The organism is Intrasporangium sp. DVR (assembly GCF_040365325.1).
In the GTDB taxonomy this organism is placed as follows: domain Bacteria; phylum Actinomycetota; class Actinomycetes; order Actinomycetales; family Dermatophilaceae; genus Intrasporangium.
The window spans coordinates 92525-113633 of record NZ_BAABZW010000015.1 but is presented as its reverse complement, the minus strand read 5'-3'; the positions used below and the strand labels follow the sequence as shown (position 1 = coordinate 113633).

The following is a 21109-nucleotide window of genomic DNA, read 5'->3' as shown; positions in this document are numbered from 1 at the left end:
CTTCGACCCCGGAAGGATATCTGCCGTATGCCGCTGGGCTCGCCCGCGTTTCCTCCTGACCACCGACGGTGGCTCGGTGCTCTGCCCGCGGCGGGCTACCGGGCCACCGTGGCCTCCGCGTCGAAACGCTCGAGCTTGTCCGGGTTGGCGATTGAGTAGATCCGCGTGATGCGGCCGTTCTCGACCGACACGGACAGCACCGCGGCGGTCGCACCGTCGACCTCGACGACGGCTCCGGGCCCGCCGTTGACCCAGACCGGCCGGGCCACGGGGTGCACGCCGAACTTCTCCATCCCGCCGGCCAGGTAGGCGACCAGCTTGGCTGCCCCGACGATGGGGCGCCGGGCGGCTCCGCGGACCTTGCCACCGCCGTCGGCGACGGAGACGACGTCCGGTGCGAGCACGTCCATGAGGCCCTGGAGGTCGCCGGTGTTGAAGGCTCTGAGGAATCGGCCCAGCACCTCTTGCTGCTCGGTGCGGTCGACCGTGACGCGAGGGCGCCGGGCTGCCACGTGTCGCTTGGCCCGGTGGGCGATCTGCCGCACGGCGGCCGTCTCCTTGTCGACGGCTGCGGCGATCTCGGCGTAGGGCACGTCGAAGACCTCGCGCAGGACGAAGACGGCCCGCTCGGCCGGCCCGAGGGTCTCGAGCACGGTGAGCATCGCCATCGACAGGCTCTCGGCGAGCTCGACGTCCTCGGCGACGTCGGGGCTCGTGAGGAGCGGCTCGGGCAGCCACTGCCCCGTGTACTCCTCCCGCCGGCGCGACAGGGTCCGCAGGTGGTTGAGCGCCTGCCGGGTGACGACCCGCACCAGGTAGGCGCGGGGGTCGCGCACGACCGCCTGGTCGGCCCCGGCCCACCTCAGCCACGACTCCTGCAGGACGTCCTCGGCGTCGGCGGCCGAGCCGAGCATCTCGTAGGCGACGGTGAAGAGCAGGTTGCGATGGGTCATGAACGGGTCGACGTCCATCTCCCCACCCTAGGAGGCGGTCGGCGTCGACCGGGACTGCGTGCCCTGCGCGAGCGGCGGCAGGCCGCAGGAGTCGGCGAAGTGCTCGGAGCGGATTCCGAGCGCGACGTTCTGGCGGGCGGTGGCGTTCATCAGGCCCACTCGGGCCGCGAGCTCGACGAGAGCCGCAGGTCCGAGGTCCGCGAGCAACGCGTCGGAGAGCTCGTCCGTGACCTCCACCGGCGTCTGGCACATCGCCTCCGCGTACTCCATGACTCGCCGCTCGAGTGGGCTGAAGACGGTGGAGCTGCGCCAGCGGGGCACGTCGCGCGCCTTGCCCTCGTCGAGGTGCTTGTTGTGGGCCATGAAGTAGTGCAGGTCGAGGCAGAAGCTGCACCCGACGCTGGCCGCTGCAGCCATGGTGGCGAGGGAGGCGAGGGTGGGGTCGAGGGCGTCCCACTTCTCGGACTTCCGGCCGAGCGTCATGAAGTCCTTGAGCACGGGGCGGTGGTGCCACGCGACTCCGATGGAGTCGGGGACCTTGCCGAGCATCTTCTTCGAGCCTGCCTTGATGAGCGCGCCGTACACCCCGGTGACGGGTGCCGGTGGAACCCTCGTCGTGTCGTTCATGGTGTCCTCCGTGAGTCTCGTTCTCGAGCTGTCCACATGGAGACACCAGTCGGCTGGCCGGCGTGACAAATCGGGGTGAGCTGGGCGGCCGGCTCTGGGAGATTGGGCCGTATGCCGCTGAGTTCCTTATCGTTCCGGTCCACCTCCGATCCAGCTGAGGCCACGACGTGGTTCGCCGACCTCGTCGCGGCCGAGCCGGTCCGCATGTCCGTGATCGCGAGCGTCACCCACGGTCTGGCCGGCGACCCGGGGCGGTACGAGGACCCCCGATGGTGGGCCGGCACCGACACCTCGGGACGGGTCGTCGCGGCGTTCATGCGCACCCCTCCGTTCCCCCTGCACGTGGCAGTCGCAACGGAGCCGCAGGCCGCCGCGCTCGCCGAGCGCCTCGCGGAGCAGGGTTTCTCCGTGCCCGGCGTCGGCGGTCGACGCCGGCCCGTCGAGGCCTTCTGCGATGCGTGGGTGCGGCTGACCGGCGGAGCGGCGCGCACGGTCATGGAGCTCGGCGTGTTCGAGCTCCCGGTGTCGCCGAGGGTGCCGTTCGCGGTCAGTGGGCACTACCGACAGGCCCACGAGGACGAGCAGGACCTCGTCTCCAGGTGGGCCCAGGACTTCGCCGACGCCGTCCACGATCCCACCGCGACGCCCCGCCCGGCGCCGCGTCTCGACTCCCACGTCGCAGCGGGGCGAGTCGGTTTCTGGGTCGATGGCGGCACGCCGGTGTCGATGGCGTACGCGTCCGCGGCGAACGGTGGCGTCACCCGGGTCAGCGGCGTGTGGACCCCGCCGGCGCTGCGTGGACGTGGCTACGCCAGCGGGCTCGTCGCGGCCCTGAGTGGCGAGCGGATGGAGGCCGGTGAGCGATGCATGCTCTTCACCGACCTGTCCAACCCGACCAGCAACAAGATCTACGCGGCGATCGGCTACCGGCGGATCGGTGACGACATCGAGGTCGAGCTGGGCTGATGAGCCGCCCGCGACGGGAGGAGACCGCGCCTGCCCACGCTCACCGCGTGACGCCGCCCGCGCGGAGGCCGGCCCGGATCATCGGCCACTGCAGCGGCAGGCGAGCCACGGTCGCCGCCAGGTAGGCGCGCCGCCCCGCGTCCGAGGGGTCGCGGCTCAGCCGACGCGCCGCCTGGGCCGTCATGGTGACGTTGGCCGGGAAGACCGCGACCAGCACTGCCGCTGAGGCGACTCCGGCTGCGCGACGGGTGGCGGGCAGGAGCAGGCCGATGGCACAAGCGAGCTCAGCGGCACCCGAGGCGTACACCAGACCGCGGCGGTTCGGCAGCGCCTTGGGCACGATCGGCTCGAAGACCTGCGGTCGGAGGAAGTGCAGCACCCCGGACACGAGGAACAGTCCGGCGAGCGCGGCGCCGTCCTTCCGCAGCCGGGTGTCCGGGGTGGTGCGGCTGCGCTCGTCCATGCGGGCCACCCTACGTGGCCTCTCCGGGTCAGAGCAGGACGGTCGTGAAGGCGCCGACCTCACGGAACCCGCACCGGGCGTAGGTCGCGCGAGCGGGGGCGTTGTAGTCGTTGACGTAGAGGGACACCTCGTCCGCGAGCGAGTCGAGGACCTGCTCCACGACGGCGGCCATCGCCGGCACGGCGAGGCCCTCTCCGCGCAGCCGCGGATGCACCCAGACACCTTGGACCTGGGCGCAGCCGAGGGCGAGCGAACCGACGTCGGCCTTGAAGATCACCTCGCCGTCCTCGACCCGGACGAAGGTGTGGCCCTGCCGGATGAGGGCCGCCACGCTGGCGCGGTAGCCACGGTCGGAGCCGAAGTAGGGCGGGTAGCCGATCTCCTCGGTGAACATGTGAGCGGCGGCGGGGACGACCGCGCTGAGCTCGTCGATGCGGGCCGGCCGGACCTGCGGGTCGATCGGCACGCCGAGCTCGGACGGCCGGGTCGAGGTGGCGAGCAGGGGCTGGTGGCTCCGGATCGCCCGGACCGGGCCCCATGACGGGCCGAGGCGGTTCCACAGACCGACGACTTGGTCGGTGGGACCGAAGATCGAGGCGCACTGCCGGCGCTGCCGGACGATCCTCGCTGCCAGGTCCGCGACGCCGGCGTCGTCCAGCCCCACGGGAACGACGTTGGCCGAGACCCACGCGAGCCCGTCGAGCCGCCCCTCCGCCCAGTGGCCCAACAGCGCCCCGGGGCTGGAGCGGAGCGCCCCCTCCTCGATTCGCGCCGCGACGAAGACGTTCGCCACCCGGTCACGCGCGCACCAGTCGAGGGCGGCACGGCGGTCGTCGGCCGTCACTGGCCGGACCGGGAGGCGTTGGCGAAGCACTCCCACACTCTGCCTCCCCGCACCGGCGCCTGTCATCCCGGCTCGCGGATCAGTGAGGTTCGGACGATGCCGCCGCCCACCTCGGGAGGAGCAGGAGGGTGCCGACCGGTGGAGCGAGCACAGCGGCATACCTCTCGGGTGAGAGGGCGCCGGAGCGCGGCATCAACTGACTGTCACCGTCGGGGTGCCCGCGGACTCCTCGTCGACGGGCTCGCCCATCTCCTCGGCGAGGCGCATGGCCTCCTCGATCAGCGTCTCGACGATCTGGCTCTCTGGCACCGTCTTGATGACCTCGCCCCTGACGAAGATCTGACCCTTCCCGTTGCCGGAGGCGACCCCGAGGTCGGCCTCCCGGGCCTCCCCCGGGCCGTTGACGACGCAGCCCATGACCGCGACCCGCAGCGGCACGGTCATGCCCTCGAGGCCCGCGGTGACCTCGTCAGCCAGCTTGTAGACGTCGACCTGGGCCCGCCCACAGGAGGGGCACGAGACGATCTCCAGCTTGCGCGGACGCAGACCGAGGGACATGAGGATCTGGCTGCCGACCTTGACCTCCTCGACCGGCGGGGCCGAGAGGGAGACCCGGATCGTGTCGCCGATGCCCTTGGAGAGGAGCGCACCGAAGGCGGTGGCCGACTTGATCGTGCCCTGGAACGCCGGCCCGGCCTCGGTCACGCCGAGGTGCAGCGGCCAGTCGCCGCGCTCGGCGAGCAGCTCGTAGGCACGGACCATGACGACCGGGTCGTTGTGCTTGACGGAGATCTTGAAGTCGTGGAAGTCGTGCTCCTCGAAGAGGCTCGCCTCCCAGACCGCCGACTCGACGAGCGCCTCCGGGGTCGCCTTGCCGTACTTCGCCAGCAGGCGCGGGTCGAGCGAACCGGCGTTGACCCCGATGCGGATGGAGACGCCGGCCTCCTTGGCGCGGCGCGCGATCTCGCCGACCTGGTCGTCGAACTGGCGGATGTTGCCGGGGTTGACCCGGACCGCGGCGCACCCGGCATCGATGGCGGCGTAGACGTACTTCGGCTGGAAATGGATGTCGGCGATGACCGGGATCTGGGACTTCTGGGCGATCGCCGGGAGCGCGTCTGCGTCGTCCTGGCTCGGGCAGGCGACCCGGACGATGTCGCAGCCCGCGGCGGTCAGCTCGGCGATCTGTTGCAGCGTGGCGTTGATGTCGGTCGTCGGCGTCGTCGTCATGGACTGGACCGAGACCGGGAAGTCGCTGCCCACACCGACCTTGCCGACCCGGATCTGGCGGGTCTTGCGCCGCGGCGCGAGAACGGGGGCCGGCGCCGAGGGCATGCCGAGGGAGACAGTCATGGTCGCCATTATCCCCCGCCGATCGAGAGAGCAGTTCACGACACCTCCGCGGGGCCCGCGTCCGGGCGCCAGCGTTGCGACGTGCTCTCTCGACGGCTAGCCGAAGAGGCTGATCGGCTTGACGATGTCGGCGTAGATGAGCAGGACCGACATGGTGATGAGCACCAAGGACATGCCATAGGCGATCGGCAGGCCCTTGGCGACGTCGACATAGCCGGGGTCAGGGCGCTGGCGGACCTTCGCCCAGCCCCGCTTGATCGCCTCCCACGTGGCGCCGGCGACGTGACCCCCATCGAGCGGCAGCAGCGGGATGAGGTTGAAGACGAAGAGTGCCAGGTTGAGCGAGGCGATGAGCAGGACGAGCTGGGCGATCTTGAGCCAGTTGCCACCCTCGTCCGCCGGGATCTCCAGGGCCGCGACCTCTCCACCGATGCGGCCGACACCCACGACGGAGATCGGGCCGTTGGGGTCGCGCTCGCCGGACCCGAAGGCCGCCTGGGCCACCCCGACCATCTTCTCCGGGATCCGCCAGATGACCGAGGCCGTGTCGACGACCCGGTCCCACACGAAGCCCGGGGCCTCCGCGAGGGGCGTCGTGACCAGCTCCTGACCGGGCGTGATGCCCATGAAGCCCATCGTCTCGAGGACGAGCTCGCCGTCCTTGACGACGGGTTTGCCCTCGTCGTCATAGGTCGCCCGCTCGAGTCGCGCCGGCGTGACCGTCAAGGTCAGCTCCTGCTCGCCACGCTCGACGAGGAACGTCATCGGCGTGCCGGCGCTCCTGCGGATCGCCGTCGACACCTCCGTCCACGTGCTGATCGGCTCGCCGTTGACCGCGAGGATCCGGTCCTTCTCCTGGAACCCCGCGGCCTTGGCCGGGGCCGCCGGGTCGCCGGGCGCGCAGTCCGGGTGCGGTGTGGTGACGCTCGGGGCCGACGTCGGCACGCACTCGGAGATCAGCCCGACCTTCGGCGCCACCTGCGGCAGCCCGTAGAGGGTGATCACACCGGTGATGAGCACGGCCCCGATGAGGAGGTTCATGAACGGGCCCCCGAGCATGACGACGACCTTCTTGCCGGGGCTCAGCTTGTAGAAGACCCGGTCGCGGTCCTGCGGGCGCACCTCCTCCATGGAGTCGGCGCGGGCCTGGTCGACCATCTGGCTGAAGCGACCGGTCGACACGGTCCGCAGCTGGCCCTCGACGTCGCCGGGACGAGGCGGCAGCATCCCCACCATGCGCACGTAGCCGCCGAGCGGGATGGCCTTGATGCCGTACTCGGTCTCGCCGCGGCGGCGGGACCAGATCGTCGGGCCGAAGCCGACCATGTACTGCGTCACCTTGACGCCGAACTTCTTGGCCGGCAGGAGGTGGCCGATCTCGTGCAGCGCAATGGACAGCGCCACACCGACGACGACGACGAGGACCCCTAGGAGAAACAGCACCTCCCCATTGTCACATCCGCGCCCGCCACACCCTCCCCTGATTCGATGTGATCGATCGAGGCATGGCTCGATCGATCACATCGAACCGAGACGGTCCACATCCCCCTCGGGGTGTCCGCTGGCGTCCACAGCCTTCGCATCCGGCTCAGCGAGGGATCCGGCCGCGCAGCACCCTCACTCCATGAACCGCGCGGACTGCGAGCATGCCGTTGCCGAGCTGGTGGACGAGCAGGGCGGCGTGGCAGCACGCCGCCAGCTGACAGCCCTCGGCGTCAGCCATGACGACATCAGACGCGAGGTCGACGCGGGACGGTGGGCCCTGAGGGGCACGCAGACCGTGGCGCTCCACCACGGATCGCCCAGCGTGGCCGCACGACGATGGACCGCCATCTGGGAGACCGGGGCCGCGATCGGGGTGCTGGACGGGGTGACGGCACTGCACCAGGCGGGCCTGAGCGGCTACGAGGATGACGACGTGCACCTGTCCGTCGTGCACAACCACAACACACGTCTCCTGCCGGGGGTGCGCATCCACAAGGTGATCAGACGGGTCTCGGGCGAGGTCGTCAGCGCCGGCATCCCTCGGACCAGACCCGAGGTCGCTGCCATTCGGGCTGCGCACTGGGCCAGGAGCGACCGGCAAGCAGCACTCCTGCTCCTGCTCCCCGTCCAGCAGCGGCTCACCACGCCCGTCCGGCTCGCCGCGGCTCAGCGACTGGTCCGTGGCCGCACACGTCGAGCGCTCATTCGAGGAGTTGTGCGCGACATCGCCTTCGGCGTCCAGAGCCTCGGTGAGCTCGACTTCGCCCGACTCTGCCGGACGCGAGGGCTGCCTGAGCCGAGCCGACAGGTCGTGCGGCACGGCCCCCGAGGTCGCATCTATCTCGACGTCAGATGGGACCGCCACCGTCTGGTCGTGGAGATCGACGGGGTCCACCACGGCCTCGGGCTGAATCCGACGTTCGACAACCTCCGGCAGAACTCGATGACCTTGGCCGGCGAGCGCGTCCTGCGGATCGACGTGGTCGGTCTGCGCCTCGAGACAGACCGATTCATGGATCAAGTCGAGGGTGGCCTTCTCTCCGATTCGATGTGATCGATCGAGATATCACTCGATCGATCACATCGAATGGCCGAGGCGGCGGTCAGGTGAGGCGGGCCCGGGCGGCTTCCCGGGCCCACGCGTCGGCGGCGAGGACGTCGTCGAGCGTGAGGTCGGAGAGGCTGGAACCGGGCTCAGCGGCATACGAGTCCACGACGGCCGCCACGGTGTCGACGATGCCCACGAAGCTCAGCCGACCCTCATGGAACGCGTCGACGGCGACCTCGTTGGCGGCGTTGTAGACGGCCGGCCACGTGCCGCCCGCCTCCCCGACCCGCCGGGCCAGCGCCACCGCCGGGAAGGCCTCGTCGTCGAGCGGCTCGAACTCCCACGACTGCGCCTTCGTCCAGTCGCACGGCACGTCGGCGTCGGCGATCCGCTCCGGCCAGGACATCCCCAGGGCGATCGGCACGAGCATCCGCGGCGGGCCGGCCTGGGCGATCGTCGAACCGTCGACGAACTCGACCATCGAGTGGATCATCTGCTGCGGGTGGACGACGACGTCGATGCGGTCGAAGGGGATGTCGAAGAGCAGGTGCGCCTCGATGACCTCGAGGCCCTTGTTGACGAGCGTGGCGGAGTTCGTCGTGATGACCCGCCCCATGGCGAAGTTCGGGTGGGCGAGCGCCTGCTCCGGGGTCACACCGGCGAGCTCGGCGCGGGTGCGCCCGCGGAACGGGCCGCCGCTCGCCGTCACGACGAGCCGCCGCACCTCCTCCGCGCGCCCGCCGCGGAGGCACTGGGCGATCGCGGAGTGCTCGCTGTCGACGGGCACGATCTGGCCCGGAGCCGCCAGCGCCTTGACGAGCGGACCGCCGATGATGAGCGACTCCTTGTTGGCGAGCGCGAGGGTGGTGCCTGCGCGGAGGGCGGCCAGGGTCGGCTCGAGGCCGATCGCACCGGTGATGCCGTTGACGACGACGTCGGCGGGGCGGGCGGCCAGGGCAGAGCTCGCGTCGGGCCCGGTCAACAGCTCCGGGTCGTATGCCGCTGGGCTCGCTCCCGCTCCCCCGCTGCCCCAGGTGGGTGGCCGGGTGGCGGCGGCGGCGCTCGCGATCGCGGCCGCCAGCTCCTCCGGAGTGGCGCTGGCAGCGGCGACGACCGGCACCCGAAGGGCGACGGCCTGCTCGGCCAGCAGCCCGAGGTTGCCGCCGGCAGAGAGGCCGACGACCTCGAAACGGTCCGGGTTGCGCCGCACCAGATCGAGGGCTTGCGTCCCGATCGAACCGGTGGAGCCGAGCAGGATGACGCGACGGGGGCGCGGCGGGGCAGAGGCGGGCGCATCGGTCACGCCGCCATCCTCCCCCACCCGGCCGACGACGTGACTCCCCGGGCACGCACGACCCCGGTCGGGCAGGATGAGGGCGTGCGAGACACGACACGACGGCCACTCCTGCTGGTCCTGCTCGTCGTCAGTGTCGTGCTCGCCGTCTGGCTGGTCGCCCGCGCCGCCGGCCCGGGGCAGACAGGGGCCGGCCCCGTCGGCGGGCCGCTCAGCCGGAGCGCCACCGTCACGTCAGGCGCTGAGCCGACCCAGCGGCATACGGCATCGTCGGAGCCCACTGACGGCACGACGGACCCCGCGTCGGGGCTCCCTTGGATCGAGGAGTCGGACCTTCCCCCCGAGGCCCGTGACACGCTCGCGCTCATCGCAGCCGGCGGCCCGTTCCCCTACCCGCGCAGCGACAACCAGACCTTCCAGAACCGCGAGCGCCTCTTGCCCGCCCAGCCGCGCGGCTACTACCGCGAGTTCACCGTCGAGACCCCGGGCTCCGACGACCGCGGCCCCCGCCGCATCATCACGGGCGCCGCGGGCGAGAAGTACTGGACCGACGACCACTACGCCTCGTTCAGCCGGATCCGGGAGGGCCCATGACGACGTTCCTCGGCAGGCACGACGAGGTCGACGACCACCTCATCTCCCTCATCGGTCACGGAGCCGATGTGCGGATCGTGCGCGCGGGCACGGACAAGCGCTCGGTGCTGGAGGAGTTCGCTCACGCGCTGGGGCTGCCGCCGTGGTTCGGCCACAACTGGGATGCCCTCGTCGACGCGCTGCGGGAGCTGTCCACCGACGAGGGCCGCCACCTCCAGCTCGTCTGGGACCACACCCACGAGCTGCGCGACCGGGACCCGGAGACGTATGCCACGGTCGTCGACATCCTCGAGCAGGTCGCCGACGAGCGCGACGACCTCGGTCTCACGGTCATCGACCGCTGAGCGCGACGGCACCGGCTGGCGGCTGCTCAGGTGGTGAAGAGACGCTCGTCGATGAGCCGCTCGCGCACCTCGTTGCCCTGCGTGTGGAACCGACCGTGCTCGAAGTCCTTCGCGAACTCGAGCTCGACGTGCCCGCGCCCGTGGCGGTTCTTCTCCACCGTGAGGACGGTCCAGCCGCGGAAGCGCTGGACGTTGCCGAGGTCGTAGACGAGGTGCTCGCGTGAGACGACGTCGACCTTGTCGCTGAGGATGAGCACCACGTCGGCCTCGTAGGCGAGCGACGAGGTGCCGCGCAGGTCGTGGGTGCGCATCCGGTGGCCTGAGGCGAGCGCGTCCTTGTCCGCGGCGGAGATCGCCACGATGGGGGCGCCGACCTCGAGTGCCAGGTCCTTGAGGCCCTCGACCGCCACGGTCGTGCGCTCGTCCTCCGCCGCACCGGGGACGGGCACCTTCTGGAGGTAGTCGACGAGGACGAGCGGCGCTCTACCTCCGGCCGCCGTCACCTCCCGGACGACGTGGCTGATCTCGTCGAGTGTCGTCGTCGCGCCGGACGCCTCATGGATGTGCAGGCGGTCGCCGTACCCGGCCAGGGCCGCTTGTGCCTCGGCCCCACCCGGCAGGCCGGTGAGAAGCGCACTGAGCGGCGCCCCGCCGGAACCCGCCTCGAGGGCCCGCCGGACGGAGTGGACGTCGGCTGCGTTGCTGATCCCGAAGCTGTCGACGGCCCCGGCGCCCTCGAACCCCTCCATCGCCTCCATCGCCTCCATCGCCTCCATCGAGATGAGCCTCTCGAGGAGGGTGTGGGCCTCGTGCTCGTAGGAGAAGACGAGTGCGCTTCCTCCGGCCGCGACCGCGTTGCGCGCGAACTGGAAGCCGATCGTCGTCTTGCCGTTGCCCGCCGGGCCGCCGACGAGGATGAGCTCGCCCGAGCGGAACCCGCCGGTCAGCGTGGCGTCGAGGGCCGCGAAGCCGGTGGGGTGGACCGTGGCCCCCGGTGCCAGACCCCGCTGGAGCACGTGGTCGACCTCGGTCAGGAGGCTGCTCACCGAGTGGAGGGAGGTGCTCGTGCCGGTCGGGCCGTGTCCTGCCGCAGTCGCCATGCGCCGATTCGACCACACGGGAGCCCGGCCGCGTGGCCGTTCCCCGGCATCGGTCGAGTCGCCCGCGGCTCAGGTCCAGATCGCGGCGGGGTGGCCTCCCCTGTATCAGCAGTCCCGACGCCACTCTCTGAAACGCGTCGCCTCCACGGCGGGCTGGAGCAGCCCGCACGACACCTGAACGGGAGCCGGAATGCGCACCAGACCCAACATCGACTGCCTGTCGAGCGAGCAGCTGCACGACCTGCGCGAAGCACTAGCGGGGCTGTACGCCTTGCCTGCCAGTCATCCTCACGGCTTCGCCAACCTCGCGGGCTTCCATGGCGGACCGCCGACGAGCTACTGCAGACATGGGGCGCCCGGCTTCTTCACCTGGCACCGCGCCTACCTGATGGCCTTCGAGGACGCCCTCCGGGCGGTCCGTTGCGACGTCACCCTCCCCTACTGGGACTGGTCGTCGGGCCCGTCCACCGGGGTGCCGGCGGCTTGCCGCGACGCGACGTACGTCAACCGGGCCGGTGTGACGGTCGCCAATCCGCTCTTCGCGGGTCCCGCCCGCACCGGCGGCATGACCTCGCGCCGGTCGGACATCGACACCACGCCCTACGACGACCTGGCCAGCCAGGCGCAGACGGCACTGGGGGCGGCCGACTTCGTGTCGTTCCAGAACCAGGTCAACGCCGTTCACGGCGGCGTCCACGTCCGGACGGGCGGTGACATGTCGAACGTGCCCGAGGCCGCCTTCGACCCGATCTTCTATCTCCACCACGCCACCGTGGACCGCTTGTGGGCTCAGTGGCAGGCCACTCACCCGGCAGCCCTGCCACCCGGTGAGGCAACCTGGCCGCTGGCACCGTTCAACCGCCCCTTCTCGACGCAGTGGCAGGTCGGCTCGGACGTTGAGTCGACCGTGGCGATGGGGTATCGCTACCGGCGGTGGTGCTTCTTCCTGCCGCCCATCCGGCTGTGGGAAACCGTCATCCTCAAGCTGCCGCGGGAGATGCGGAGCGGCACCCCGTCGGCGAGGCTCGTCGTCGACGGCAGCGTCCCGATGTCCCGGTCGGCCGAGATCCGGGTCTTCGTCGGCGACCCCGGGGCCGACGACCGTACCCCCACGATCGGCAACCCGGCCTTCGCCGGCACCATCGCACTCTTCGCCGGCCACGCCGACCTCGACAGCACTCAACCGGTGCCGCCGCCGGGGCACTCAGGAGCCGACACCGACCAGTGCCGGGAATGTGCGCGGCTCGGCCACACCCACGACCATGACGGGCATGCCCAGCGCCATCAGAGGGGTGGCGGTGAGGTGCAGCACGTAGAGGAGCGCATCGACCTCGAGCTCGAGCTCGCACCCGCCATGGGCCGCACGGATGCCGAGGCGGACGAGCTGACCCTGCGACTCGTGGCGGTCGACGTCGATGGCAGACCGCTCAAGGATCTCCCCATCGGCGAGGTCAGGCTGGAGACGGACTGACTCAGGGGACGGGCTGCGCCCCGGCGAGGCCCGTCAGCTGCGGAGCTCTCACAGAGCCAGGCCGACGTACTTGGTCTCGAGGTACTCCTCGATGCCCTCGAAGCCGCCCTCGCGCCCCACCCCGGAGGTCTTGACACCACCGAAGGGCGCGGCGGGGTTGGAGACGATCCCCTGGTTGACCCCGACCATGCCGTACTCGAGGGCCTCGCTCGTCGTGATGGCCCGGGAGAGGTCGCGCGTGAACAGGTAGGCGACCAGGCCGAACTGGGTGTTGTTCGCGAGGCGGATGGCCTCCTCGTCGGTCCGGAAGGTGGTCACGGGCGCGACCGGCCCGAAGATCTCCTCCTGCGACAGGTCGGCCTCGATCGGCACGTCTGCGAGAACGGTCGGCTCGAAGAACCAGCCGGCCCCGTCCCGGGCGTTCCCCCCGACCATGACACGCGCACCCTTGGAGACGGCGTCGTCGACGAGGGACTGGACCTTGTCGCGCGACTTCTCGTCGACGAGCGGGCCGACGTCGACACCGTCCTCGGTGCCCCGGCCGAGTCGCAGGGCGCCCATCCGCCCGGCCAGTCGCTCGGAGAACTCCGAGGCGATCGACTCGTGGACGTAGAACCGGTTGGCCGCCGTGCACGCCTCACCCATGTTGCGCATCTTGGCGAGCATGGCTCCGTCGACGGCGCGGTCGAGGTCGGCGTCGTCGAAGACCAGGAAGGGGGCGTTCCCGCCGAGCTCCATGGACACCCGAAGGACACCCTCGGCCGCCTGCTCGATGAGCTTCTGGCCGACCGCCGTCGACCCGGTGAAGGTCAGCTTGCGCAGCCGGCGGTCGCGGATGATCGGCTCCATGACGGCTCCGGTGCGCCCGTGCGCCGTCGTGATGACGTTGAGGACTCCCTTGGGCAGGCCGAGCTCGTCGAGCAGGTCAGCGAGGGCGAGCATCGTCAGCGGGGTCTGGCCCGCCGGCTTGACGACCATGGTGCAGCCGGCCGCGATGGCCGGGCCGATCTTGCGGGTGCCCATGGCCAGCGGGAAGTTCCACGGCGTGATCATCAGGGTGGGACCGACCGGCTGCTTCATCGTCAGGAGGCGCGTCGCGCCGTTGGGGGCGACGCTGTAGCGGCCGTGGACCCGGACCGCCTCCTCGGAGAACCAGCGGAAGAACTCGGCGCCGTAGACGACCTCGGCGCGGCTCTCGGCCAGTGGCTTGCCCATCTCGAGCGTCATCAGCATGGCGAGCTCGTCGGCCCGCTCGACGATCTTCTCGTAGGCGGCGCGCAGCAGCTCCCCGCGGTCGCGCGGCGGCGTGCGGGCCCAGTCGGCCTGGGCGGCGACGGCGGCATCGAGCGCGGCCCGGCCGTCCTCCACCGTGGCGTCGGCCACGTGGGTCAGGATCTCTCCCGTGGCCGGGTCGTCGACGGCGAGGGTGGAGCCGTCGGAGCTGTCGCGCCACTCCCCCGCGATGAACAGGCCCTTGGGCACCGAGTCGATGACGGACTGCTGTGTCACTGCTGTCATGCGTTCAGCCTAGATCTGTCGTTCGTCGGGCGACGGGGCTCCGCCGCCTCATCGGTCCTCCACTCCCCACGGGGACTCGTAGCCGGCCGGTTTGGGCGCCGCGAGCAGCTCGAGGAACGGCTCTGCATCGAAGGCCTCCGGGCCGAGGACGCCGCTGCCGCTCCAGGTGCCCCGGGCGAGCAGCTCGAGGGCGACGACCGGGTTGACGGCGGTCTGCCAGACGACGCACTGGGCACCGTAGGTCGCCATCGACCACTCGTTGTCGACGACGTGGTAGAGGTAGGTCCGCCGCGGGCGGCCGTCGGTGCCGGTGCCGGTCACGAAGACCCCGGCACACGTCTTGCCCGTCATCTGCGGGCCGATCGTCGCCGGGTCGGGCAGGCACGCTGCGACGACGTCGCGGGGAGAGACCTCGACCGGGCCGGCGGAGCTCGGGACGCGCACCTTCTCGGTCCGGTCGAGGCCGAGGGTGTTGAGCGTCTTGAGCACGCCGATGAACTCGTCGCCGAGGCCGTACTTGAAGGTGACCCTCCTGGCGTCGATCCAGCGCGGCATGAGGAGGACCTCCTCGTGCTCCACGTTGACGCACTCGACCGGCCCGATGCCCTCCGGGAAGTCGAAGACCTCCGGCTCGCTGAACGGCTCGGTGGTGAACCACCCGCGGTCCTTCTCCCACACCACGGGCGGGTTGAGGCACTCCTCGATCGTCGTCCAGATCGAGAAGCTCGGCGCGAAGATCTCGTTGCCGTCCGCGTCGTGGACGACGAGGTTGGCGCCGTCTCGGGTGCCGAGCTCGTCGATCTCGCTGAACAGGTGGTCGCTGGCGTAGCGGGCGAGGACGTCGGAGAGGCCGGGCTCGACGCCGATGCCGACGAGCGCGAGCCGGCCGGCCGCCTCCCACTGCTCGGCCTGGGCGAACTGCTCGTCGCCGAGCTTGACCCCGACGGTGCCGTGCGGGTCCGTCGGGTGCCGGCGGGAGAGACTCATCGCCATGTCGAGGTAGTCGGCCCCGGCAGCCAGGGCCCCTTCGAAGATGGGCAGGACGAAGCGGGGGTCGACGGCGTTGAACACGTGGGTCGCGCCGTGCTCGCGAGCGAGCGCCGTCACCGCCGACGCGTCGGACGCGTCCACCTGGGCCGCGACGAAGCGCTTCGGGTCCCCGGGCAACGAGTGGGTCGTATGCCGCTGGGTCACCTCCCGCACGGTCCGCTCGGCCCGCGCCACGTCGTAGTCGGCCACCACCCAGAGGTCGAAGAAGCCGCGTTCGGCTGCGATCCGGGCGGCGGCGTCACCGACGCCTCCGGCGCCGATCATGAGAACCCGCATGGAGAATCAGGCCACCTGTCGGTTGCGTCGGTTGCTGACGACCTGGCCGCCGATGACGACGGTCAGGGCGATGAGGAACATCACGGTGCCGATGACGTAGACCTGGACCGGCACGCCGCGCGCCGACGCGCCCCAGACATACATCGGGAAGGTGATCGAGCTCGGGCTGGCGTTGAAGTTGGTGATGATGTAGTCGTCGAAGCTGAGCGAGAAGGCGAGCAGCGCGCCGGCGGCGATGCCGGGGGCGGTGAGCGGCAGGGTGACTCGCAGGAACGTCTGGAACGGGGTGGCGCCGAGGTCTGCGGCCGCCTCCTCCAACTGGGGGTCGAGGGTGGCGACCCGTGCCTTGACGGCGACGACGACGAACGAGATGCAGAACATGATGTGCGCGATGAGGATCGCGAGGGGGCCCACGGGCAGGCCCATCATGAGGAAGAGGGTCAGCAGGCTCGAGCCCATCACGACCTCGGGGGTCGCCATCGGCATGAAGATGAGCAGGTTGGTGCCGGACCGGCCGCGGAAGCGGTAACGGCCGAGCGCGAAGGCGATCATCGTCCCGAGCACGGTGGCGACGAGCGAGGCGGTGATCCCGATCCGCAGGCTGAGGCCCACCGCGTCGCAGATGCCGGAGGTGCCGCACGGGTTGGTCCACCCCTCGGTGGAGAACCGGTTGAAGTTGTAGTTGAACTTGCCCTCGGGGTCGTTGAAGGAGAAGACCGCGACGATGACGTTGGGCACGAGGAGGTAGACGAGGACCACCAGGGCCGCGAAGGCGATGAGGTGGCGCCGGATCCAGTTGACCAGGGTCATGTCAGAGCAGCTCCTCGGTGCCGGCCTTGCGGACGTAGAGGGCGACGAGGGTGACGATGATGACGAGCAGGACGAACGACAGGGCCGCCGCGAGCGGGTAGTCGAGGACCCGCAGGAACTGGCTGTCGATGACCGAGCCGATCATCGTCGTCTGGGTGTTGCCGAGCAGCCGGGCGTTGATGAAGTCGCCGCTGGCCGGGATGAAGGTGAGCAGCGTGCCGGCCACGACACCCGGCAGCGACATCGGCCAGGTGACCCGACGGAAGGCCTGCCAGGGGGTGGCGTAGAGGTCGCTGGCCGCCTCGAGCAGCCGGGGGTCGAGCCGCTCGAGCGAGGCGTAGAGCGGCAGGATCATGAACGGCAGGAAGTTGTAGGTCAGGCCCATCACCACGGCGAACGGTGAGAAGAGCAGGGAGTCCGTCGACGTGAGGCCGATCGCCTGGAGGACGTCGGTGATGCCCAGCTGCTGCGCCCACTGGGTGACGACCCAGTTGTCGGAGAGGATCGTCTTCCAGGCGAGCGTCCGGATCAGGAAGCTCGTGAAGAAGGGGGCGATCACCAGGACGAGGACGACGTTCTTCCACCGTCCGGCCTTCTGCGCGATGAAGTAGGCCAGGGGGTAGCCGAGCAGCAGGGCGAGCACCGTCGCCAGGCCGGCGTAGCTCAGCGAGCGGACCATGTGCGGCCAGTAGCGGCCCAGCGCGTCCGCATAGATGCCGACGTTGCCGGTGAAGACGTAGCCCTCGTCGATGTTGCCCTCTTGGAGGGACTGGGAGCCCAGGGTGATCATCGGCAGGACGAAGAACACCAGCAGCCAGAGCAGGCCGGGAAGCAGCAGCGCGTAGGGCACCCAGGTGCCACGCGCGGAGTCCGGCGGCGCCGACCCGGTCGGGCGAAGCGGCGGGGCGGGTGCCGTCGCCTCAGACATCGTCATCGATGATCGCGCCGGCGTCGGCGTCCTGCGAGGCGTCGAGAGCGAAGCCGTGCTCTGCGGCCCACGAGACGGTGACGTCCTCACCCAGCCTGGCTCGCGTGGACCCGTCGTTCTGCTGGACCACCGTCAGCTCGCGCCCCCACGGCAGGTGGACGATGTAGTGCGTCGCCACGCCGGTGAACGAGACGTCACGGACGGTGCCGCGCAGCCGGTTCGGGCCGCCCGACTCGCCGAGTCGCAGCTTCTCCGGGCGCACCCCGAGCCACACGTCGCTCACCCCGTCGGGCAGGTGCTTCTCGTCGACCTCGAGGTCGACGTCGTGACTGCGCACCATGGTGACCCCGCCGCGCCCGGAGCCGGGCACCACCTTGGCGCGCAGCAGGTTGGACTGGCCGAGGAAGTTGGCGACGAAGGTCGAGCGCGGCTGCTCGTAGAGGGTCGCGGGGTCGCCGATCTGCTCGACGTGGCCGGCGTTCATGACCGCGATGGTGTCGGCCATCGTCATGGCCTCCTCCTGGTCATGGGTGACGTGGATGAACGTCAGGCCGACCTCCTGCTGGATCCGCTTGAGCTCGATCTGCATCTGCCGGCGCAGCTTGAGGTCGAGCGCGCCCAGGGGCTCGTCGAGGAGCAGGACGTCAGGCCGGTTGACCAGCGCGCGGGCCAGGGCCACCCGCTGCTGCATGCCGCCGGAGAGCTGGGTCGGCTTGCGGGCCCCCAGGCCCTCGAGCTGGACGAGCTCGAGGGCCTCCAGGGCCTTGCTCCGGGCGTCCTTGTCCCCGCGGCGCTTCAGCCCGAACATGACGTTGTCGAGGACCGACATGTGCGGGAAGAGGGCGTACGACTGGAAGACGGTGTTGACGTTGCGCTGGTGCGCCTTCCTCGCCGTGATGTCCTGGTCCCCGATGCGAATCGTGCCGGCCGTCGGAGCCTCGAGCCCAGCGATCATCCGCAGGGTCGTCGTCTTGCCACACCCGGACGGACCGAGCAGGGCGAAGAACGACCCCTGCGGGATCGTCAGGTCCATCGGCTCGACGGCGGTGAACGTGCCGAAGGTCTTGGTCAGGCCGACCAGGTGCAGGTCGCCCTTGTGGGACTCCGCCATCAGCCCGTGACGATGGACTGGAACGCCCGGTTGTACTTCGTCTCCTCGTCAGGCGTCAGGCCGCGGAAGACGTGCGACCGGCTCAGCACCTCCGAACTCGGGGCGATGAGCGGGTTGTCGCCGAGCTCCGCGTCGATCTTGACGAGCTCGTCCCGAGCCCCCTTCACCGGCGGGATGTAGTTGACCCACGCGGCGACCTCGGCCATGACCTTCGGGTCGTAGTAGTAGTCGATGAGCATCTCGGCGTTCTTCTTGTGCCGGGCCATCGCGGGGATGACGAAGTTGTCGGACCAGATCATGAAGCCCTTTTCCGGCAGGGCGTACTGGATGTCCTCGTCGTCGAACTGGAGCTGGACGACGTCGCCCGTCCACGCGACGCAGGCGGCGATGTCGCCCTTGGCCAGCCCGTCGGTGTACTCGTTGCCGGTGAACTTGAGGATCTGGCCGGAGTCCTTCGCCTGCTGGATCATCTCCATCGCGGCGTCGAAGTCGGCGTCGGTGAAGCTCGCCGGGTCCTTGCCCTGCTCGAGCAGGACGAGCCCGACGGTGTCGCGCATCTCGGTGAGCAACGTGACCTTGCCCTTGAGGGCCGGGTCGGTCAGCAGCTGGGTCATCGACTCGATCTTCTTGCCCCCGGTCGCCTTGAGGTTGTAGCCGATCCCGGCGAAGCCGCTCTGCCACGGCAGCGAGTACAGACGGCCGGGGTCGAACTCGACGTTCTTGAGGGAGTCCTCGAGGTTGGCGGCGTTGGGGATGTTGGCCAGGTCGAGCTTCTGCACGTAGCCCTGGCGGATCAGGCGGGCGACGAGCCAGTCGGTCGAGCACCACACGTCCCGACCGGTGTCCTGCCCGCCCTCGAGCAGCGGTCGCACCTTCGCGTAGAACTCGTCGTTGTCGAGGTAGTCCTCGGTGTAGTTGACCTCGATCCCCGTCTTCTTGGTGAAGGCGTCGATCGTCGGGCGCGACTTGCCGTCGTCGGTCACGTCGATGTACTCGGTCCAGTTGGACCAGTTGACGATCTTCTCCGTGTCGCTCATGTCCTGCGCCGCCTTCGCGGTCGGGGCGGCGGACGTGGCGCTGGCGCCTCCGGTCCCCGGTGTCGAGGGGTTGCGCCCCTCCGAGCCGCAGGCGGCGAGGAATGCGGCAGCGCTGAGCCCGGCGGCGCCGAGCATCGCCGATCGCCGGCTCACGAGGCCCCTGGCCAGGGCGGCGCGGAAGGCGAGGTTGTCGTGCTTGTCGATGCCCGCGAGCGGGCGGTTCGAGTTGTCCATGACGGGCTCCCAGGGGTGAAGTGAAGGGGTGTGGACGAGTCCGTATGCCGCTGAGCTGGCTCCCGAGGTCAGCTGGCCGTGGGAGCGAGCCCAGCGGCATACGGCTCAATGACTGCTCACGACCGGCTCACTGGCTCATGAGTTGATGTTGGCCATCACGTGCTTGATGCGCGTGTAGTCCTCGAACCCGTACATCGACAGGTCCTTGCCGTAGCCGCTGTGCTTGAAACCCCCGTGAGGCATCTCGGCGACGATCGGGATGTGGGTGTTGATCCAGACGGCCCCGAAGTCCAGGCGCTTGCTCACCCGCATCGCGCGCCCGAAGTCCCTCGTCCAGACGCTCGAGGCGAGGCCGTACCTGACGTCGTTGGCCCAGGCGACCGCGCGGTCCTCGTCGGTGAACTGCTGGACCGTGATCACCGGGCCGAAGATCTCGTTCTGGATCTGCTCGTCCTCCTGCTCGAGGCCGGCGAGCACCGTCGGCTCGAAGAAGTAGCCCTCGCCGAGGCTCTTGACCCGCGAGCCGCCCGCGACGATCCGGGCGTGGTCCGGGAGCCGGTCGATGAAGCCGGAGACGTGGGCGACCTGGTTCGGGTTGTTGACCGGGCCGAAGGCCGCATCGGGGTCCTCGGGCATGCCGACCTTGACCGACGAGGCGGCGTACTCACCGAGGGCCGCGACGAAGTCGTCGTGGATCCGCGGACCGGCCAGAACGCGGGTCGCCGCCGTGCAGTCCTGCCCGGCGTTGAAGTAGCCGGCGCCCGCGATCCCCTCGACCGCAGCCTCGATGTCCGCGTCGTCGAAGACGATGACCGGCGCCTTCCCGCCGAGCTCGAGGTGCACCCGCTTGAGCCGGTGGGCGGCGCTCTCGGCGACCTGCATCCCGGCCCGGACCGATCCGGTGATCGCGACGAGCGCGGGTGTGTCGTGCTCGACGAGCAGTCGGCCCGTCTCACGGTCGCCGGTGATGACGTTGAACGTCCCCTCCGGGAGGAACTCCGAGGCCACCTCGGCGAGCAGCAGGGTCGTCTCGGGAGTCGTGTCCGACGGCTTGAGGACGACCGTGTTGCCCGCGGCGAGCGCCGGCGCGATCTTCCACATCGCCATCATCATCGGGTAGTTCCACGGCGTGACCTGCCCGACGACGCCGATCGGCTCCCGGCGGATCCACGAGGTGTGGCCGGCCATGTACTCACCGGCCGCCCGGCCCTCGAGCACCCGCGCCGCGCCGGCGAAGAAGCGCAGCTGGTCGACCATCGGCGGCACCTCCTCCGACGCCGTCAGCGCGTGGGGCTTGCCGGTGTTGTCGCCCTCGAGGCGGACGAACTCCTCCGCGCGGGCCTCGATCGCGTCGGCGAACTTGAGCAGTGCCTGCTGCCGCTCGCTCGGCGTCGTGTCCCCCCACGTCCCGAAGGCCTTCGCCGCTGCGGCGTAGGCGCGGTCGACGTCGGCCGCGGAGCTGACCGGCGCCTTCGCGACGACCGCCGCCGTCGCCGGGTTGACGATGTCGGTCGTGGTCCCGGCGTCGCTGTCGACGTACTGGCCACCGATGAAGTTGCGGAGCTGGCGAACCTCGGAAGTCATGCGCGCACTCTAACCACCG

20 protein-coding genes are annotated in these 21109 nt (G+C 70.3%); 5 read left to right on the top strand and 15 right to left on the bottom strand.

Annotated elements, in window-relative coordinates; genetic code table 11:
• Nucleotides 1-95: 95 nt before the first annotated feature.
• Together ABWV20_RS11590 and ABWV20_RS11585 are read right to left on the bottom strand one after the other, a co-directional pair.
• Nucleotides 96-971 (bottom strand): RNA polymerase sigma-70 factor, encoded by an 876-nt coding sequence (locus ABWV20_RS11590; protein WP_353355315.1) that lies wholly within the window; start codon nt 969-971, stop codon nt 96-98.
• Nucleotides 972-980: 9 nt separating this feature from the next.
• Nucleotides 981-1580 (bottom strand): carboxymuconolactone decarboxylase family protein, encoded by a 600-nt coding sequence (locus tag ABWV20_RS11585; RefSeq protein ID WP_353355314.1) that lies wholly within the window; start codon nt 1578-1580, stop codon nt 981-983.
• 111 nt (nt 1581-1691) lie between these two features.
• Here ABWV20_RS11585 and ABWV20_RS11580 point away from each other — a divergent pair, with 111 nt between their 5' ends.
• Nucleotides 1692-2546: a GNAT family N-acetyltransferase gene (locus tag ABWV20_RS11580; protein WP_353355313.1), complete on the top strand. Its 855-nt coding sequence runs from the start codon at nt 1692-1694 to the stop codon at nt 2544-2546.
• Between the two features lie 40 nt (nt 2547-2586).
• On the opposite strand, the gene ABWV20_RS11575 is transcribed toward ABWV20_RS11580, so the two are convergent.
• The 4 genes from ABWV20_RS11575 to ABWV20_RS11560 form a co-directional block, all read right to left on the bottom strand.
• A complete protein-coding gene (locus tag ABWV20_RS11575) occupies nt 2587-3009 on the bottom strand; it encodes a DoxX family protein (protein WP_353355312.1) in 423 nt (140 codons plus the stop codon).
• A gap of 28 nt (nt 3010-3037) precedes the next feature.
• The gene (locus ABWV20_RS11570) at nt 3038-3889 is read right to left on the bottom strand and encodes a GNAT family N-acetyltransferase (RefSeq protein WP_502901781.1); all 852 of its coding nucleotides are present in this window, start codon (nt 3887-3889) and stop codon (nt 3038-3040) included.
• Nucleotides 3890-4045: 156 nt separating this feature from the next.
• Nucleotides 4046-5206: a flavodoxin-dependent (E)-4-hydroxy-3-methylbut-2-enyl-diphosphate synthase gene (ispG, locus tag ABWV20_RS11565; RefSeq protein ID WP_353355310.1), complete on the bottom strand. Its 1161-nt coding sequence runs from the start codon at nt 5204-5206 to the stop codon at nt 4046-4048.
• Nucleotides 5207-5302: 96 nt separating this feature from the next.
• Nucleotides 5303-6649, bottom strand: coding sequence for a M50 family metallopeptidase (locus ABWV20_RS11560; RefSeq protein WP_353355309.1), 1347 nt, complete (start codon nt 6647-6649; stop codon nt 5303-5305).
• A 181-nt stretch (nt 6650-6830) separates the two neighbouring features.
• Between ABWV20_RS11560 and ABWV20_RS11555 the strand changes: the two genes are divergently transcribed.
• Nucleotides 6831-7745 (top strand): putative endonuclease domain-containing protein, encoded by a 915-nt coding sequence (locus ABWV20_RS11555; RefSeq protein WP_353355308.1) that lies wholly within the window; start codon nt 6831-6833, stop codon nt 7743-7745.
• Nucleotides 7746-7794: 49 nt separating this feature from the next.
• Here ABWV20_RS11555 and dxr read toward each other — a convergent pair whose 3' ends face one another.
• Nucleotides 7795-9042, bottom strand: coding sequence for a 1-deoxy-D-xylulose-5-phosphate reductoisomerase (dxr, locus tag ABWV20_RS11550; RefSeq protein WP_353355307.1), 1248 nt, complete (start codon nt 9040-9042; stop codon nt 7795-7797).
• Nucleotides 9043-9117: 75 nt separating this feature from the next.
• Between dxr and ABWV20_RS11545 the strand changes: the two genes are divergently transcribed.
• Both ABWV20_RS11545 and ABWV20_RS11540 read left to right on the top strand, forming a co-directional pair.
• Nucleotides 9118-9627 (top strand): guanyl-specific ribonuclease, encoded by a 510-nt coding sequence (locus ABWV20_RS11545; RefSeq protein WP_353355306.1) that lies wholly within the window; start codon nt 9118-9120, stop codon nt 9625-9627.
• Nucleotides 9624-9971, top strand: a complete 348-nt coding sequence (locus tag ABWV20_RS11540) for a barstar family protein (RefSeq protein ID WP_353355305.1) — start codon at nt 9624-9626, stop codon at nt 9969-9971. The genes ABWV20_RS11545 and ABWV20_RS11540 overlap by 4 nt, the downstream gene beginning before the upstream one ends.
• 26 nt (nt 9972-9997) lie before the next feature.
• On the opposite strand, the gene ABWV20_RS11535 is transcribed toward ABWV20_RS11540, so the two are convergent.
• Nucleotides 9998-11071, bottom strand: coding sequence for a DnaB-like helicase C-terminal domain-containing protein (locus ABWV20_RS11535; RefSeq protein ID WP_353355304.1), 1074 nt, complete (start codon nt 11069-11071; stop codon nt 9998-10000).
• Nucleotides 11072-11261: 190 nt separating this feature from the next.
• Between ABWV20_RS11535 and ABWV20_RS11530 the strand changes: the two genes are divergently transcribed.
• The gene (locus ABWV20_RS11530; RefSeq protein ID WP_353355303.1) at nt 11262-12542 is read left to right on the top strand and encodes a tyrosinase family protein; all 1281 of its coding nucleotides are present in this window, start codon (nt 11262-11264) and stop codon (nt 12540-12542) included.
• 48 nt (nt 12543-12590) lie between these two features.
• Here the strand turns inward: ABWV20_RS11530 and ABWV20_RS11525 are convergent, their stop codons facing one another.
• From ABWV20_RS11525 to ABWV20_RS11495, 7 genes are all read right to left on the bottom strand, one after another.
• On the bottom strand, nt 12591-14060 hold the full coding sequence (locus tag ABWV20_RS11525; RefSeq protein WP_353355302.1) for an NAD-dependent succinate-semialdehyde dehydrogenase: 1470 nt from the start codon (nt 14058-14060) through the stop codon (nt 12591-12593).
• 48 nt (nt 14061-14108) lie between these two features.
• Nucleotides 14109-15386, bottom strand: coding sequence for a saccharopine dehydrogenase family protein (locus tag ABWV20_RS11520; RefSeq protein ID WP_353355301.1), 1278 nt, complete (start codon nt 15384-15386; stop codon nt 14109-14111).
• Nucleotides 15387-15392: 6 nt separating this feature from the next.
• Nucleotides 15393-16196, bottom strand: coding sequence for an ABC transporter permease (locus ABWV20_RS11515; protein WP_353355300.1), 804 nt, complete (start codon nt 16194-16196; stop codon nt 15393-15395).
• Nucleotide 16197: 1 nt separating this feature from the next.
• Nucleotides 16198-17124 carry an ABC transporter permease gene (locus ABWV20_RS11510; RefSeq protein ID WP_353355299.1) on the bottom strand — a complete coding sequence of 309 codons (927 nt, stop codon included), beginning with the start codon at nt 17122-17124 and terminating at the stop codon, nt 16198-16200.
• Nucleotides 17117-18235, bottom strand: a complete 1119-nt coding sequence (locus ABWV20_RS11505; RefSeq protein WP_353355298.1) for an ABC transporter ATP-binding protein — start codon at nt 18233-18235, stop codon at nt 17117-17119. Before ABWV20_RS11505 ends, ABWV20_RS11510 begins: the two co-directional genes overlap by 8 nt.
• Nucleotides 18235-19506: an ABC transporter substrate-binding protein gene (locus ABWV20_RS11500; RefSeq protein WP_353355297.1), complete on the bottom strand. Its 1272-nt coding sequence runs from the start codon at nt 19504-19506 to the stop codon at nt 18235-18237. Before ABWV20_RS11500 ends, ABWV20_RS11505 begins: the two co-directional genes overlap by 1 nt.
• A gap of 135 nt (nt 19507-19641) precedes the next feature.
• Nucleotides 19642-21090, bottom strand: a complete 1449-nt coding sequence (locus ABWV20_RS11495; protein WP_353355296.1) for a gamma-aminobutyraldehyde dehydrogenase — start codon at nt 21088-21090, stop codon at nt 19642-19644.
• Between the last annotated feature and the right edge of the window lie 19 nt (nt 21091-21109).